At 35.0% G+C, this 17,136-nt stretch carries 7 protein-coding genes; all 7 read right to left on the bottom strand.

Going from position 1 to position 17,136, the window contains the following annotated elements; translation table 11 throughout:
• Nucleotides 1-67: 67 nt before the first annotated feature.
• Nucleotides 68-7,267, bottom strand: a complete 7,200-nt coding sequence (sprA, locus tag SOM12_RS05710) for a cell surface protein SprA (RefSeq protein ID WP_320492724.1) — start codon at nucleotides 7,265-7,267, stop codon at nucleotides 68-70.
• A 25-nt stretch (nucleotides 7,268-7,292) separates the two neighbouring features.
• Nucleotides 7,293-7,874, bottom strand: coding sequence for a Holliday junction branch migration protein RuvA (gene ruvA, locus SOM12_RS05705; protein ID WP_320492723.1), 582 nt, complete (start codon nucleotides 7,872-7,874; stop codon nucleotides 7,293-7,295).
• A 78-nt stretch (nucleotides 7,875-7,952) separates the two neighbouring features.
• Nucleotides 7,953-10,244, bottom strand: a complete 2,292-nt coding sequence (locus SOM12_RS05700) for an NADP-dependent malic enzyme (protein WP_320492722.1) — start codon at nucleotides 10,242-10,244, stop codon at nucleotides 7,953-7,955.
• Nucleotides 10,245-10,397: 153 nt separating this feature from the next.
• Nucleotides 10,398-10,823 (bottom strand): CBS domain-containing protein, encoded by a 426-nt coding sequence (locus SOM12_RS05695; RefSeq protein WP_095927918.1) that lies wholly within the window; start codon nucleotides 10,821-10,823, stop codon nucleotides 10,398-10,400.
• A gap of 482 nt (nucleotides 10,824-11,305) precedes the next feature.
• Nucleotides 11,306-13,318, bottom strand: coding sequence for an OmpA family protein (locus SOM12_RS05690; protein ID WP_414655669.1), 2,013 nt, complete (start codon nucleotides 13,316-13,318; stop codon nucleotides 11,306-11,308).
• A gap of 8 nt (nucleotides 13,319-13,326) precedes the next feature.
• The gene (locus SOM12_RS05685) at nucleotides 13,327-14,238 is read right to left on the bottom strand and encodes a type IX secretion system membrane protein PorP/SprF (protein WP_320492720.1); all 912 of its coding nucleotides are present in this window, start codon (nucleotides 14,236-14,238) and stop codon (nucleotides 13,327-13,329) included.
• Nucleotides 14,239-14,285: 47 nt separating this feature from the next.
• Nucleotides 14,286-17,136: gliding motility-associated C-terminal domain-containing protein (locus tag SOM12_RS05680; protein WP_320492719.1), on the bottom strand; the 2,851-nt coding region annotated here is incomplete at its 5' end.

Here is a 17,136-nt window from a genome sequence, read left to right as displayed (position 1 = left end):
TGATTGTTTAAAATTTAAGCCACAAATGTAATAATCTTCTAATAAAATCTAGTTTAGAAACTAAAATTTAATTTCCAAAATTATAACGAAGTGTGAAACCTGATCTGATATTCGTTAAAGGGAAAGAAGTCGAAATAACTGCTTTCGAGAACGAATGATCGTAATAAAATATTGCTGTTAAGTTTTTACTAAACGCATAATCGGCCGTTAATTTTAAAGTCCAGATGTTCTGTCCCGCTGCCAGCTGATTATTATCGTAATCTAAATATCGAACTAAAGTTTCATTATTTCTATATGAAAAATCAGCTTTTATATTGATATCACTCTTAATAATTCCAGTTGGATTATCTGCCAATCTTGATGAAATAATAACATCTTTAAAACGATATCCTACTCCAACAACATACTCTACTCCTTTAACCTCTGTCAATAAATTATTATCAAAACTCATAGACAATGCACGGTCTTTTTTAACTTCTGTCAATAAACGGAATGAATTTTTCAACTCAAAATCAATTCTCATCAGCGGGCTAAATTGCTCCACTAAGTTAACATTAGACATGATTGTTTTATTGAAGAAGTTCGTATTTACGTCTTGCCCTCCAGGGGTTTCCAAATAATCAAAATTTGACCTAAACTGACTTATTGTATATGATGCTCTATAATTATGTTGTAACGAAAAACGTCTAAAATGATCTTTGAAATACTTATAACGCATTAAACCATTATACTTCACATTCCAGTTCGGGATAGGGAAACTTCTAAAAATCCCTGTTGAACTCTTTGAAGCATCTGCTCCTGTATATGCCGCCATAAATGAAGGCAATAATACCGCTTGATTACTTTTTGAGAAACCAATAGGATAACCTTGATTGGCTACATAAATTTTATAATTTGGATCTGATTCATCTGGAATAGGATTATTTGCATCTCCATATCTAGGAATCTCCCCTCCTCCATAATGCTGTTCTGCCAAACGATTTGCAATAACTAAACGATTGCTTCTAAAATCATCAAACGCAGAAGACTCCGTTTCTGAACTTGTTGAGAAAGCAGTCTTAATCAATACTGTAGAAATTGAAAACATTCCATAACTGTATGGTGATAATGCGATATACTCGCCTGTATTTTGATCTACACTGTATTGCTCTGATGAGTTTTCAGAATAAGCACGATCCATAGCCAGATCGATTTTCAAATCAGGCAGTAAATCTACGTTTGCCATTACTTTCAAAAGCTTATTACTTACTTGCGTAAAGTTTTGATTAAAATTCTGGTAATTAGTCAGCCATCCATTTTTGGCAGCTTCAAAGCGTACATCATCCTGACTACCGAAAACAAACCCTAACGAAGGTTTAGATGTACCAAAGAAACCAACTCCAGGAATATATCCCGGCAAAACGGTTCCGCTATTTTTTGTATAGTTGATTTGAACATTTTTAATACTTGTTAAAACCCCGATCAAACCATCATAAAAAGGATTACTGCTGGTAACTGGTTTAGCCGTATTTACAATTTTCTCTCCCGGTTTTGGTGGTGCAACAGGTTTTGGTTTTGCTGGTTTACCCCCTGGTGTCAAACCTAAATATTTATACAGCGTATTCATATTTAATGTCGTAGAGAAAGTATTCGAATTGGCATTTTGAACCGTATTTCCTAAATCCCAAGACACTCCACTGTCATCAACGTATTGAGAAAGCGCCGTAGACGATCTTTGCCAATTGTAATCTGCCGTATAAGAATAGTTTGCTTTTATAAAACTAAATATTGGAATTTTATTAATTGGAATGTCATAGTTTAAAACCAATTGCTGTAAATGCTGATTTGGTATACCAATATCAAAATAATCATCCCAGATATTAAAATCTTCTTTTGGCGTATTATCGTCGTTCAAAAAGTTTCTTACAATATTGTTAGACGCTGCTGTGTAATTTAATTTTAACGATTTTGTCAAATTAAATCCGAAACCATACTGATAATTAAATGCAAAGTTTCTTCTGTAAAGAGGATCTAATCCAATGCCTTCTACATCAACTTGTCTGTATTGCTGGCGATTACTTTGCCTTAAAATATTGGTATTAAATGAAACGTTCGAAGGAAGATAATTGATATTAAAGTCGCTTAGCAATTTCCAATATTCACTTGTTTTCATGAATTTGGTTTGCTTAAACGGAACTACTTCTTTAGGCTGAAAAGTGTAAGCATAATTGACCGAAGTATTAGACTGCTCATCATTATAACTTTCAACTTCATAATCATGTCGCTCTACCTGATTATATGACTGCGAGAACGTAAAGTTTTCTACATCATAAACATGCGGCTTCTGTTCTGGCGCTCTATCTTTTCTTACCCCAATAAAATTGATGCTTTTACGCTTCGTGTAATCAACCGCACGGGTTCTAATATTTTCTTTTTCTGTCGGATCTGTAGTTTCTGCTATTAATTGATCTAACTTAATATCCTGATTAAACGGATCGTATTCTGGCGTAATAACTTCTTCTCCAATAGCATAATTGAATGGAAGATTAATACCCCATTTCGGTGGCAATAACTTTCCTAAATTTATATTGGTTACAATGTTGTACTGCTGAATATCTTCACGATCTCTCTCGTTGGCTCCTTGCTCAAGAGAACCAAAACCGATTGTGCTCTTTTTTCCAGAAGCAGATAATGTCATTAAATCGGCCATATTGGTATCTACATTCAGTAATGCAGCCATACCTCCTTTGTTTTCCAAATCGGACATACGAAGTTCGTTAAACCATACTTCTCCCATAATATCCTTATGGTTTGCCGCGCTTTTTACCCCGACCATTAAATTTCGAACTAAACCGAAATTCGGATTTCCTTTAATACCTAAAGTCAATTTACCATCCTGGTCACCACCGTCTACATCTGGATCTCGGTCTGGATAATAAATACCATTTATATCTCTTTTTGGCGAATTAATATCGATATTCATTCCCAAGATTTTCATTCTAGTAAGTAATGAAAGTGCTACATCAATATTATTTTCTTCAAGCCACACTTGATCTGGACTTATAGTACAACTTCCTCCAGTTCTCGTTACTTTTAATGGAATCTCAATTTGATAAAAGTTTTGTGTGAAGTCATTACCAAAACGAATAAATCCGATCATCTCATCGTCTAAAAGCTGAGTTTCGTTTGGCAGAGATTCTGCGTGAAGGAACATTTTCAGTTTTTTGTACTGACGCATATCAACACTTACATTTTTGAAAACTGCTCTAGAATCTTGATATTCTAATCCGGAACCTGCAATTCGCAATGCTAAAGACTGTTCGTTCTGATTGATAATTGTGTTGTTGTTGTACAATTGCTCTCTTTGAACTCCTGGCGGAATAACATAATTTACAGGACATTTAGTTCCGTTTTCCTGAATATTTACAGCTGCAACATCAAATTGAGTTCCGTCATCATCAGGATTTGTATCATTTGCATCAAGTGTTCCTGTATACTTTCTCCATTCTCCTCTAACTAAATCTAGTGCTCCAAAACGAACTGTCATTTGATCATTAAATCCAGTCATGAACATACGCATGAAACGAATAGATCTAAAATCGGTAATATTTCCAATAGTATTTTGAGGTTTCGAAACCGGAATTTTAAACTGAATCCATCTTGCATTGGTTGTACTACCATTAGGAAGATCTACGTTTTGAACCTCTCTAATATCCGTAATATAATTTTCTCCAACTTGCATTCCTGGTCTTACATCAATACTATATTCATAATACGCATTGATTGTACTCATGGTATTATCACGATTGATGTCTTCAACGTCTGGAAGAGTTGTAGAACCACGATTTGGATCATCAACACTTACAGCAGAGTTCCCCTCTGTTCCATTGTATCTTTTATAACGCTGTAAAATGCCTCCTTCTGTATTTAAGAAGTATTTATAGTTATCTGCTGCGGGATCTTCTTCTCCTGCATAGTTGGTATAGATTGATCCCTCTTTTGCGTCTGGCAAACCATCTAAACCAACATCCTGATTTTTACGATTGTCTGGATTAGTATCAAATGCATAAATCAATGATTGAGATGCTGGCACGTCTCCCCAAATCGGTTGTGGATTTACCATAATCTGATCTGGTCCTAAACCATTTTCATATTGTTTTCTTCCGTCTTTTAGAACGTCTTCTGAAACTTCTCCTAAATTGAAGTAAATTTTTCCATTATTAGTTCCTTGAGCCTGCCCCGTACCCACATAAGGATCCAATACCCAGAACTGAATGTATTCAACGTTTCCTTGCTCAAAGTTTGTAGAATTCAGCGCACGCATAATTCCACCAAAATTAGATGAAGGGCTGCTTGAACTAAAATTAGGGTTATTATTGTAAGGCCCTCTATCTGATGGATAATATGTTAAGTCTAATGTATTAACAACCTGAATCTGTCCTTGTGCAATATCTGTATTTGGATAAAGCTCTCTGCTATAAATTCTTCTTGTTGAGTTTAATGATAAATCATCATTTGAGACTCCTGATGGTTTTGAGGTGTAGAAAATTGGATCGATAGTATACCAAGCCAATTTTGCACGTTTAAAACCATACTCAAGCGTATTGGAGTTGGCATTGAAAGTATTGTCTGTTGCAGAAGTAATAAATGGCGTAGAAGCCAAACTCCATGCATAAGCAGATCTCATATCGATTGTAGTCTGAGTACCTTCAAAATCGTCGATATAAATAGTGGCTTCGCCTTCAAAATCACTTGCTTTTGGAGCATCTGGTTTCAAAAATGCTACTTCTCCACGAATCGAAAGATTAGACGGAACATCGGTATCTATATTAGGTAATTTATTAGCCAATCTTGTCAAAAACGGAACTTCCGTCGCATAATTTCCATTAAAACCAAAAATGGTATTATTTACAGATTCTTGTCCGTAGCTTGATTTTTGAGTGAAAGGACGTTCTGTCATTTTTAAGAACGTACCTCCAACAACAAACTTTTCAGAAATTTTATGTTCAACATTGAATCCCATAAATCTTCTTGTCTGCTGCCCAAAGATTGAATTGTTCTCCAACGAAACTTCAATCGGTGTATTAGAAGCTTGAAGCGAAGGATCCAATATCTGTACACGTCCTAATTGATAATCGACACTATAATCTATACCCTCTACTAAAACACGTCCTGCAGCAGTTACCACAACAGACCCTTGCGGAACATTAAAGGCTCCAATAGGAATACCATTGCTTCCTGAAGATTTATATTTTCCTCTTAATAAGAATTTATTTTTATCGCTATCCTGCAATGCACCAGCCTGAGTATTCTTGTACATGTTTCTAAAGACATACTTTCTCTGATTTGCATTATAGGTAGCTGGATCATTATAACTTTCTCCAGAGTTGGTGTTTAACTTTCTAAATAAAAGTTCTCCAAAAGGCTCTTTAGTGGTGAAAATAATTCGGGCATTCTGCACATCAACCGTAACTCCTGGAACATAATCAAAGAATCCATCTCCTCCTGTTTGCGGATCGTTGTTGTAATTTAAACGGTCAAGATTAAAAACATTCAATAATGGCGTTTGGTCTACTTTATCGTCTGGAGCTGGATTTGCCGGAAAAGTACTTCCTGTTACTGGCGTAATATAATTTATTGGCGAAGGATCGGTATAAAGAATATTAAGTCTAAAATCTTCTTGTTTGATTTGATAGGCTTGAGGAATTTGATAAACGTTTTTCATCATCAAGTTCCAAACCGGATTTTGAACGTTTGTCAAACTACTTTTCAGCATTTTTAAAACCAAACTCTGTGTTACAATTGCCTGATTGGCATTGTTGTTTCCTGTAACTACAGTTGCATCTACACCATCACTACCAAACTCCCCTACTTGGTATGTTTTTCCTCCAACTGTATATTCAAACGCAACCGCTAGAATTTCGTCATTGGCCAATCGCTGCTGTAACGAGATGTAACCCAACTGTGCATTAAAAGTATATTCGTTTGCAGTTAATTTCCTAGCATTTTCCAGAACAGAATAATCAGTTCCCTCGTTTACGTTGGTATTATTAAATCCAGATTTTGCTGTTACAATTTCTCTAATATTAGAGTTTAAATAACTTCCTGCTTTTCCAATTGATGCCGGATCGTATTTGTTATTTGTATTATCTGTAGGTGAATCTATTGGGTTATTAAAGAATCCCACAGGATTTGTAATTACAACAACCTGGTTATCTGGCACACCAGAAACTTGTCCTTCCCCTAAATCCTGAAGAGCAATAACGTTTCTTAAGTTGTTACTGGTTGTTGTTACCCTATTTTGTTTATTCGTTACCCATACTTCGATTCTGGTAACTTGAACACGGCTGTCAATTAATGGATAGTTTTTAAGAGAAGAATCATATTTATTTCTAAAGTATTGTGATAAGAAGAAATGTCGGTCATTATCATAATCTAAGGCAAACAAATCGAAGTTTTGTACGGTACCACCACCCTCTGCGACTATACTTTTGGTTTGAGACTTTTGTTCTGAGAAAACTCCCGTAACAGTTGTCTTACCAAATTGCAGTTGCGCTTTAACCCCAAATAAACTTTGTGCGCCTCGAATTAAGGTACTGTTTAAAGGCATGCTCACATTACCGACCTCAACTTTCTGAACAATATCGTCCTCTGAAGGCGTGTAAGCTAGTTTAAATAAGTTCTGAAAAGCAAATGTAGATTGTGTATCGTAGTTGGCATTTACCTCCAAACGAGTTCCAATTTTTCCCATTAAACTCATACTGATTCTTTGATCAAAATCAAAAGTTAGAGAGGATCTGTTTCTTGGCGAAAATGATGGGTTGTCTTGTTTAGTATAACGCATACCCAAGTCCATTTCTACTGACCCTGTGGGCTTTACATCAATGGTATTACTTCCAAAAATGCTTTCGAACAAACTCGAATTGATATAATATCTTGGCAATAAATCTTTTTTGGCTGCCTCGGCTCCCGCTTTTTTACCATCAATAGCATCAGATTTTTTTCTAAAATAATCTCTTCTTGCTTCTTTCAGAACTAAATCTTCGTATTCTTTTGGAGTTAGAATTAAAGGGTAATTGATGGAGAAACCATCTACCGAATTGGTATAGATATAACGATCCGTAATAGGATCGTATCTATATGCCGAAAGTACGCTCGGAGGATCTTCGAGCTCTATCTTACCTACTGAAAACTGAGTTTTAGTTGTATCTTGTGCCGCCGGTGTAACCTGTGCCCGTAAAACATTACCGCAGAGCAATACCAGCAACAAAATACAAATTTTACGCATAGAATTCTTTTATATAAAATGAAATTTATAAGCTTTTTAAAGCCTTTTTGATAATTGTTTCAACGGTAGCTTCTGGATCTTCTTTTACGATTCTTTCTACCACTTTTTCTGAAGCTTTTCGGACAAAACCTAACACTTCTAGAGCAGATAACGCTTCATCTCGGTTTCTATTGTTTTGAACAGCAAAAACTTCGTCAATATCGTACAATTTAACAACTTTTTCCTTTAAATCAAGTATAACTCTTTGTGCCGTTTTGTTTCCAATCCCTTTGATAGATTGGATTACGCCAACATCTCCCGATGCAATAGCGTTTATAATTTGTTTTGGCTCTATAGACGAAAGCATCGTTCTCGCGATTCCAGCTCCGATTCCTGAAACAGAAAGCAGTATTCTAAAAATTTCGCGCTCCGATTTTTCGGCAAAACCATATAAAGTATGCGCATCTTCTTTAATTTGAAGATGCGTATACAATTTTATATTTTCAGAATTTGGAATTAAGGAGAAAGTATGTAGCGATATATTTACCTGATAACCAACCCCTCCACAATCAATTACAACCTCTGTAGGATTCTTTTCTACTAATCTTCCCTGCAAATGTGCTATCATAAATGTAATTTATTAGTATCAAATATAACAAAAATGCCATAAAACTACGACAAATTTGTTCAATCCTTGTTAGAACGTTTATTGTGTTATTTTATTCTTTTTACTTTCTTTTTCCTGTGCATCAATAACAGCAATAGCTGCCATATTTACCATTTCTTCAACGCTAGCACCCAATTGGAAAATGTGAACTGGTTTGCCCATACCCATCATAATTGGTCCTATTGAATTCACTTTATACAATTCTTTCAATAATTTGTAAGTGATATTTGCTGACTCTAAGTTAGGGAAAACCAATGTATTCACTTTTTTTCCTGCTAATTTAGAGAATGGGAATTTCTCTTGAAGCATTTCTGGATTTAATGCAAAATCTGCTTGAATTTCTCCATCAACAATTAATTCTGGATGATTTTTATGTAAGTAAGCTACAGCTTCTCTAACTTTTGAAGCGCTTTCGCTAGTTGAAGAACCAAAGTTTGAGAATGAAACCATTGCTATAACTGGCTCAATACCAAACATTTTTGCCGTTTTTGCGGTCATAATTGCAATGTTAATCAAATCTTGTGCAGACGGATTAATGTTTATTGCAGTATCTGATAAAAACATTGGCCCACGAGAAGTAAGCATCATATTTGCAGTTGCTACCAAAGAAGCGTTAGGCGCCTTTTCGATTAACTGAAGCATTGGTTTAACTACTGAAGGATAGCTTCTAGAATGTCCTGTTACCACTGCATCTGCCTCTCCTTCGTTAACCATCATAGCGGCAAAGTAGTTTCTCTCGCGCATGAATTTTTCAGCATCCAATTTAGAAACACCTCTTCTTCCTCTAGTTTCCCAGAATGATTTTGCAAACTTATTACGTCTTACGGCTTCCTCATCTGTTTTTGGATCGATAATTTCTAAATCGGCATCAAAACCTAATTCTGCTTTTAATTCCAAAATCTGTTCTTTATTCCCTAATAAGATTGGGAATCCGATTCCGTCTTCGTAAACAATTTGAGCTGCTTTTAAAACGTTTAATTGATCTGCTTCAGCAAAAACAATTTTCTTTGGATTTAATTTTGCACGGTTTGTAATCAAACGCACCATTTTGTTATCGTTACCCATACGTTCGCGAAGAACATCTTCGTAAGCTGCCCAGTCTGTAATAGGATTTTTTGCCACTCCAGATTCCATTGCTGCTTTTGCAACCGCTGGAGCTACCACTGTAATCAATCTAGGATCGAATGGTTTAGGAATGATATATTCTTGACCAAAACCAAGTTTTGTTGCACCGTATGCTACGTTAACTTGTTCTGGAACTGGTTCTTTTGCCAAAATAGCTAAAGCTTTTACAGCCGCCATTTTCATTTCTTCATTAATTTTTGTCGCTCTTACGTCTAGCGCTCCTCTAAAAATATAAGGAAAACCTAAAACGTTATTTACCTGATTAGGAAAATCTGAACGTCCCGTAGCCATAATAACATCTTTACGAGTTTCTGTAGCTAAGTTATAATCGATTTCCGGATTCGGGTTTGCCATTGCAAAAACGATCGGATTTTTAGACATTGTCAATAACATTTCTGGCGAAAGAATATCTCCAGAAGATAATCCGATGAAAACGTCAGCGTCTTTTACCGCTTCTGCCAAAGGAATCTGAGGTCCGTCAATTGCATATTTTAATTGTAAATCTGAAAGTGCAGGATTATCTTTAGTTAAAAGTCCTTTACTATTGTACATTAAAACGTTTTCAACTTTTACTCCAAGTAAAACATATAAATCTGTACACGCAATCGCCGCAGATCCTGCTCCAGAAACTACTACTTTTACGTCTTCTGCTTTTTTACCTGCCAATTCAAGTGCGTTGATTAAAGCTGCAGAAGAGATAATTGCTGTTCCATGCTGGTCGTCGTGCATTACCGGAATATCCAATTCTTCGATCAATCTTCTTTCGATTTCAAAAGATTCTGGAGCTTTAATATCTTCCAAATTGATACCTCCAAAAGTTGGAGCAATATTTTTTACCGTTTGAATAAATTCTTCCACATTTTCAGTATCGATTTCGATATCAAAAACATCTATATCAGAAAATATTTTAAATAATAAACCTTTTCCTTCCATTACAGGTTTTCCTGCTTCTGGACCAATATTTCCAAGACCTAAAACAGCTGTACCGTTTGAGATTACGGCTACTAAATTTCCTTTGGCTGTATATTTATAAACGTCTTCTTTGTTTGCTGCGATTTCTAAACATGGTTCTGCAACTCCTGGCGAATAAGCCAATGATAAGTCTCTCTGGGTTGCATATTTTTTTGTTGGAACTACCTGAATTTTTCCTGGAGTTGGTTCTGCATGGTACAGTAACGCCTCTCTTCTTTTACTCTCTTTGTTCATTTTTTTAGCATTTATTCTAGCTTACAAAGATATAAGTCTTGTTTTAAAATGGCGTCTTTTTAGCGTTTTCTTTTCTTAAAATCTATTCGAATAAATAAAAAAAGTCCAATAGAAATTGGACTCGTTTGAATTTTTATCGTTTTTAGCTACTGTTTATTGAGAAATATAAGAATTCAAATGGTTGATTGTGTCTTTTTGAATTTCTATAATTGCCTTCACCACATCGCTGATTGAAATTACTCCAACCACTGTTCCGTCTTCTAAAACAGGCAGGTGTCTTATTCTTTTTTCGCTCATAAGTTCCATACAATCTTCAAGATTATCTGAAAGTTTTACCGTAAAAACATTACTTTCCATAATCTCATGAACAAAAGTTTCTTTAGAAGATTTATCCTTCAGAACAATTTTTCTGGCATAATCCCTTTCCGATAATATTCCTTTTAAAATAGTATCATCCATAACTAAAATTGCTCCAATGTTTTTTTCTCCCATAACTTTTAACGCATCATAAACCGTTAAATTGGAGAAAATAGAATACACATTCCTTCCTTTTGCTTTAAGTATTTGATCTACAGTCATAATGAAAAATTTTTAGGTTTATAAAGTTAAAACAAAAACCAACACGATCTACAGCGAAATCGATTTTTTAAAAACATAAACAATTCATTTTAAACATAATACATCAAAATTTATATTTTCAAAATTATAGTGTAAAGAATGAAATTGTTTAGAATTGTTTTTTGAGGAAAATTAGATTTTTTAACTTTTACCGACCAGAAACCCCTAGCGGGGTTTTTTCATTTTTTTTGACCAATCAAATGTCCCTACGGGACATTATAAATACGGATAAACATTCACTTTCTACCGACCAGTCACTCTTACCGGAGTGTTTTTTTCACACATTATATATAATTCGAACCCCACTCCGGTAGGAGTGACTGATCGGTAGAAAAAAAAATTATCACACCACCTATCCATTATCCCGTAGGGATGATTTATAACCCAAAAAACCCTTTTCTAGAATTTAGAAAAGGGTTTTTAAATTTTATGTGAAGATTCTTTTACATCGCAACAATAATAAACTCGCTTCGTCTATTTTGCATATGCTGTTTTTCGGTACATTTTACTCCGTCTGCACATTTATTGACTAATTGCGTTTCTCCATAACCTTTTGCACTTAATCGATCTTCGCTGATTCCTTTTTGAACTAACCAGTTTTTGGTTGATTGTGCCCTTTTTTCTGAAAGAATCTGATTGCTTTCTGAAGAAGAACGGCTATCAGTATGCGAACGAATATCAAGTCTCATATTTGGATAATCATTTAAAAGATTAACCACTTTCATTAATTGTGGCTCTGATGTCTTTTTAATAGTTGCTTTACCCAAATCAAAGAAATTCATAGGCAGGTTTAACAGTTTTGCAATGTCTACACCTACACGCATAGAACTCAATTTTACTGGACTAATTGCCACTTTTTTGATCGCTACCGTTTTTGCTGCAAGTGGTTTAAAGACTTTATTTAATGCAATCATTTCAGTAGTTTCTCCTTTTTCTTTAAGGATTGTTACTACAACTTCTTTGGCATTATAATCGTTTTTAGCAGTCCTAATGGTGTATTTTTTACCACATCTTAGATCAGGAAAAATGTAATTTCCTTTTTCATCTGTAGTGATTGTTCCAACTGGATCAAATTTTTCATTAAACAAAGTCAGAGAAGTATTAGACAATATTTCCTTTGTCTCTGCGTCTGTTACTGTTCCCGATAAATTTTGTTCGCAGATTAATCTTCTTGTTTCTGTAAATCTGTAAATATCATCCATCCCCAGTCCGTTTTCTCTGTTTGAAGAAAAATAACCGCTTCTGCTTTTACTGTCAATACTGAAGGCAAAATCGTCTTGTTTACTATTTACAGGTTCTCCAACATTTAAAACGTCATCATAAGTTCCGTTAGCTTTAATACGAGAAGCAAAAATGTCTAATCCACCTAAACCTGGACGTCCGTCTGTAGCAAAATACAATTCATTTTCTCCAGAAATAAAAGGAAAGGTTTCTCTTCCTTCTGTATTAATAGTTGGGCCTAAGTTTTCGGGTGTACCAAAAGTTCCATCATTATTAATTGCAACTTTATAAATATCAGATTGTCCTAATGTTCCCGGCATATCTGATGCAAAATAAAGTGTTTTTTCGTCTACGCTTAAAGCGGGATGCGCCGTACTGTATTGATCGCTATTGAACGGAAGTTCTGCAACATTTTTCCATTCGTTATCGATCAATTCTGCTTTGTACAATTTTAATAGCGTTACATTTTTGTCGTTGCTTCTTCTTTTACCATCTGTAAAATTATTTCTAGTAAAATACATCGTTCGTCCATCTTTAGTAAAAATCGGACTCGACTCATTGAAATTATCTTTTTTCCTTTTTACTAAAAGTTCTGGTTTTCCAACGCTTCCGTCTGGAAGCAGATCTGCTGTGTATAATCTAGAGAAAGATCGGTTTGTCCATTGAAAATTAGCTTTAACAACTCCGCCTGTATCGCGTGCAGAAGTAAAAACGATTTTATTATTGTAAACAGCACTTCCGTAATCTGAATATCGAGAATTAACGCCAGCGTCGGCAATTTGGAATCGGCCTGAGTTTTCTTTTATATCTTCTAAATAATTCTTGTCACTTCTAATAAGATCTGCTCTCTTTTCTGCAGTTGCTTTTTGATTGAATTTCTGCAAAATCTCATCAGATCTACGATAATCTCCTCCCGATTTTAATGATTGTGCGTATCGATACAAATATTCAGCATCTTGGTTTTCGTTTATTATAAACAGTTGTTCATACCATTTTAAGGCTTTCTTTAATTCACCATTAAAATAGTATGAATTTGCCAAACGCTGAATTACACCTTCGTTGGTAGTTTCAGCATTTACTAAAGTCTCGTATACTTTTATGGCATCCGCGTAAGCGTACTCTTCGTATTTTTTATCTGCATATTTTATATTCATCGTAGTAAATGGATTTTGTGCATTTACATTTGAAAAAAAACAAAACAGTAAAATAATCAATATTAAATTTCTAGCTTTCATAGGTTGTATTAAAAGAATCTTGGGGATATCATTTTATTGTAATTATTAAAGAATTCGAATCTTAGGAAAACCTCATGAGATCCAGAATTGTATTTTCTTAATCGTGTCGTTTCATGATCGTAACCATAACCTATGTACATTCCTTTTGTAACTTGAAATCCTGCCATTGCACTAACAGATGCACTCCAACGATAAGCAAGTCCTAAAACGAATTTGTCATTAAACATAAAATTTCCTGAAACATCAACTTGCAAAGGAGCTCCTTCTACCATTTTGGTCATTAAAGCTGGCTTGAACTTTATGTACTCTAAATGATCTAGATTAAATACATAACCTGCAATTAAATAATAATTGATTTTTTCTTTGAAAATAGCTACATCGTCTGAGTCATAACGATTTGTTTCTATAAAATTAGGAACCGATAACCCGACATATGCTCTGTCTGAATGAAAATAAAGTCCCGCTCCAACATTGGGCGAAAATTTATTCTTAAGGTTCTGAAACTGGGGATCATCTTGATCTTCATAACTCAATTTATTGATATCGATGTTAAAAAGATTAGCTGTTCCTTTTATTCCGAAAGACAAATTCCATGTATCTGAAGTTGGAATTGTATACGACAAATCTGCCGATAAAGTATTCTCTACAGTTGGTCCGATTTTATCATTTACCAAAGAAACTCCAAGTCCTAAATCACTATTATTCAAAGGTGTATTAACAGAAAATGTACTCGTTTCTGGCGCTCCATCTAACCCAACCCATTGTGTACGATACAAACCAAAAACGCTTAATGCTCCACGTGAGCCTGCATAGGCTGGATTGACTTCGATTGTATTATACATGTATTGTGTATATTGCGCATCTTGTTGCGCATTTGACACAATCGAAAAAAACATAAAAACTAAAATTAATTTTTTCATTTATTAAGTTTTAGAACGGCCTAGGGTTAACTAAGCCGTAATCCATTTTATTTATTAAGGTATAAGTAACCAGATTCTTGATGAGATTTCTGAGCGCTATCTTTGTATTTTAAGATATAGAAATACGTTCCAACTGGAAGACCATCTGTTTGTTTGACTGTAGAACGTCCGTTAGAATATCCTTCAAAAACTCGGTCGTTATTATTGTACTGATCTATACTGAAAACCAAAACTCCCCAACGGTTATAAATTTCAACCGTATTATCTGGATAACATTCAATTCCTCTAATATAAAATCTTGCATTCTTGCTGTCTCCATTTGGAGAGAAAGCATTCATTACTTTAATTGAACATCCGTTTAGGTCTAAGACTGTTGGACTATCTCCGCTATTGCTTGCATCGTCTGACTGATCTTCAACTACAACTCCTCTTACACTACTTCCTTTAACTGTTGCTTGATTACTCACACTGCCACGGTTAATATCTTCTTGAGTGATTTTGTAAACCGCTGTAAAATTAGTTTCGTTAGATTCGTTGACACCCAAATTAATTGCTGGTCCAGAAACTACTACTCCTGGCAACGGATCGTTTATAGTGATTCCAACAAGTGGTACATTTCCTGTATTGGTTACAGTAAATTTGTACGTAATTGTTTCTCCTGCATTTGCAAAACCGCTCTTATTTTCGTCATTGAAAACTGCTGTTTTGATCACAGAAATAGCAGGCACTTCTACAAAAACATTTAATGTCGCAGTAGAACAATTTGACGAATTTGCTTTTTCGCAAACCTGATAAGTCAACGGATAATTTCCTCCTGGCGTGTTTGGCTTAACATTTACCGTTCCGTCAGCATTCCATTCAAAATACGGACTTTCTGTTAAAGGCTTAATTGTAACATCTGCAGGATTTATTGGTTTTCCGTTTATTAAATCATTTTCTAAAACATTTACAAATTCTAATGAACCATTAATTCCATCTGCACTAACATCATTATCATTGTTTAAAGTAATTTGATTTTCTGTTGGCGGAGCTGGGTCTGCAACATTATCAACTGTAATTTTAATTACTGCTTGACTGCAATTTGATGTATTTGCAGCTTCACAGATCTGATAAGTCAATTCGTAAATTCCATCTGGCGTATTTGCAGCAATATTGACTGAACCATTTTCATTTAATGAGAAGTTTGGATTTACTACAGGTATTGATAAAATAACATCTGAAGGCTTAATTTGCGCTCCATTCAATAAGTCATTTAGAAAAATATTAACCGTAGCGTTTGCTCCTTTTTTCACATTTACAGGTCCCGTTTCATCATTATTTGCTTTTATTGAGAATGTTGGACGTGCATTACAATCTGGCGTAGCTGGCGGATAAGCAACAGAAACTGTAACCGTTGGATTTAATGAAAACTCAATTTTCACTCCATTTCTGGTAGCTTCAAATCCGTCGGCACCTTCTGACCATATTCCGTTATTTAAAATCCATCCTGGCCAATCTGTTCCATTTTTGTTGCTGTCAATCTCTGCTCCTGGCCATAAAATATCTCCGCTTAATGGCAGATTGGTTTGAGTTGCCACTACATTATTATTACTATCAATCCATTTTACTGTTAATAGATTATTTGTTGTGAAATTTTCTGGCGAAACAGAATAGTCAACATAAGGAACATTATTTGAACAATAACTATTTGCAGTTACTGCCATTTTTGGTTCTGTTACCGTAACTTTTACAACATTTGAATCACAGTTATTCGGATTTAATTTCTCGCATATTGTGTATGTCAATTCATATTCTCCTGCAGGTGCATTAGGAGCTAGTACAACATTTCCGTCTGCATCCACCGTTAAATATCCTTTTGGATCATCTTTAGTTACTTTAAGATCTACATCTGAAGGCACTAATTTATTTCCATCTTTAGTATCGTTCTCAAAAACATTGATTAGTTTCTGCGGAATGTTTACTCCAATTGCCGATGGCATAAGGTCTTCATTTGCTACAAGATTTCCCCCTGTAACTTTTACTACTGTAATTACCGAATCACAATTTAATGGATTTGTAATTTCACAGATTTTGTATTCGACTTTATAATCTGCTGCCGGCGTATTTGGCGCAACACTTATCGTGTAATCTGAATTCAGAGTCAATCCTGATGGAAGCGTTCCGATAATTTCAAATTTAACTTCTCCTGCTGCCGTTCCAACTGTGATTGGATTTCCGTTTAATTTATCGTTTGCAGTCAATGAAATTGTTTTTCCGCCAATGTTTCCGTTTATCGAAGCGATCACATCTTCAACTGCATCAATTACTGGCAATACTACTGTTACCTTCACAGTATTTGAACTGCAGTTGTCTAGATTTAATTTCTCGCAGATTTCATATGTCAGTTCATAATCTCCTGCTGGAGGATTTGCTCCCAAGATAATTTTTCCGTCTGCATCTACAGTCAGATATCCTTTCGGATCTGCCGCTGTAGTTTTCAGCGTAACATCTGAAGGATCTAATGGCTGCGCGTTTTTAGTGTCATTGTCATATATATTTTTCCCTAATGTCTGAGGAACATTCGATCCTAAAACTGATAGAATTTCATCAGCATTTGCCACAAGATTTCCTGCTGTTACCGGTACGGTAATAGTAACCGAGTCGCAGTTTAGTGGATTCGTGTTTTCGCAGATTTTATATTCTACTTTGTAATCTCCTTTTGGAGTATTTGACGCAACAGTTATCGTGTAATCTGAATTCAGCGTCAATCCTGTTGGAAGCGTTCCGATAATTTCAAACTTAACTTCTCCTGCTGCCGTTCCAACTTTGATTGGATTTCCGTTTAATTTATCGTTTGCAGTTAATGAAATCGTTTTTCCGCCGATATTTCCGTTTATCGAAGCGATCACGTCTTCAACT

It is taken from the genome of Flavobacterium sp. CFBP9031 (assembly GCF_034044945.1).
Taxonomy (GTDB): Bacteria; Bacteroidota; Bacteroidia; order Flavobacteriales; family Flavobacteriaceae; genus Flavobacterium.
Note: the sequence above shows the minus strand (reverse complement) of the source record. Positions and strands in the feature narration are given on the sequence as shown.

Bases quoted from the DNA above. Each gene is read 5' to 3' on its own strand.
- SOM12_RS05700 (WP_320492722.1), bottom strand. From the start codon at position 10,244: ATGAACAAAGAGAGTAAAAGAAGAGAGGCGTTACTGTACCATGCAGAA.
- SOM12_RS05690 (WP_414655669.1), bottom strand. From the start codon at position 13,318: ATGAAAGCTAGAAATTTAATATTGATTATTTTACTGTTTTGTTTTTTT.
- SOM12_RS05695 (WP_095927918.1), bottom strand. From the start codon at position 10,823: ATGACTGTAGATCAAATACTTAAAGCAAAAGGAAGGAATGTGTATTCT.
- ruvA (WP_320492723.1), bottom strand. From the start codon at position 7,874: ATGATAGCACATTTGCAGGGAAGATTAGTAGAAAAGAATCCTACAGAG.
- sprA (WP_320492724.1), bottom strand. From the start codon at position 7,267: ATGCGTAAAATTTGTATTTTGTTGCTGGTATTGCTCTGCGGTAATGTT.
- SOM12_RS05685 (WP_320492720.1), bottom strand. From the start codon at position 14,238: ATGAAAAAATTAATTTTAGTTTTTATGTTTTTTTCGATTGTGTCAAAT.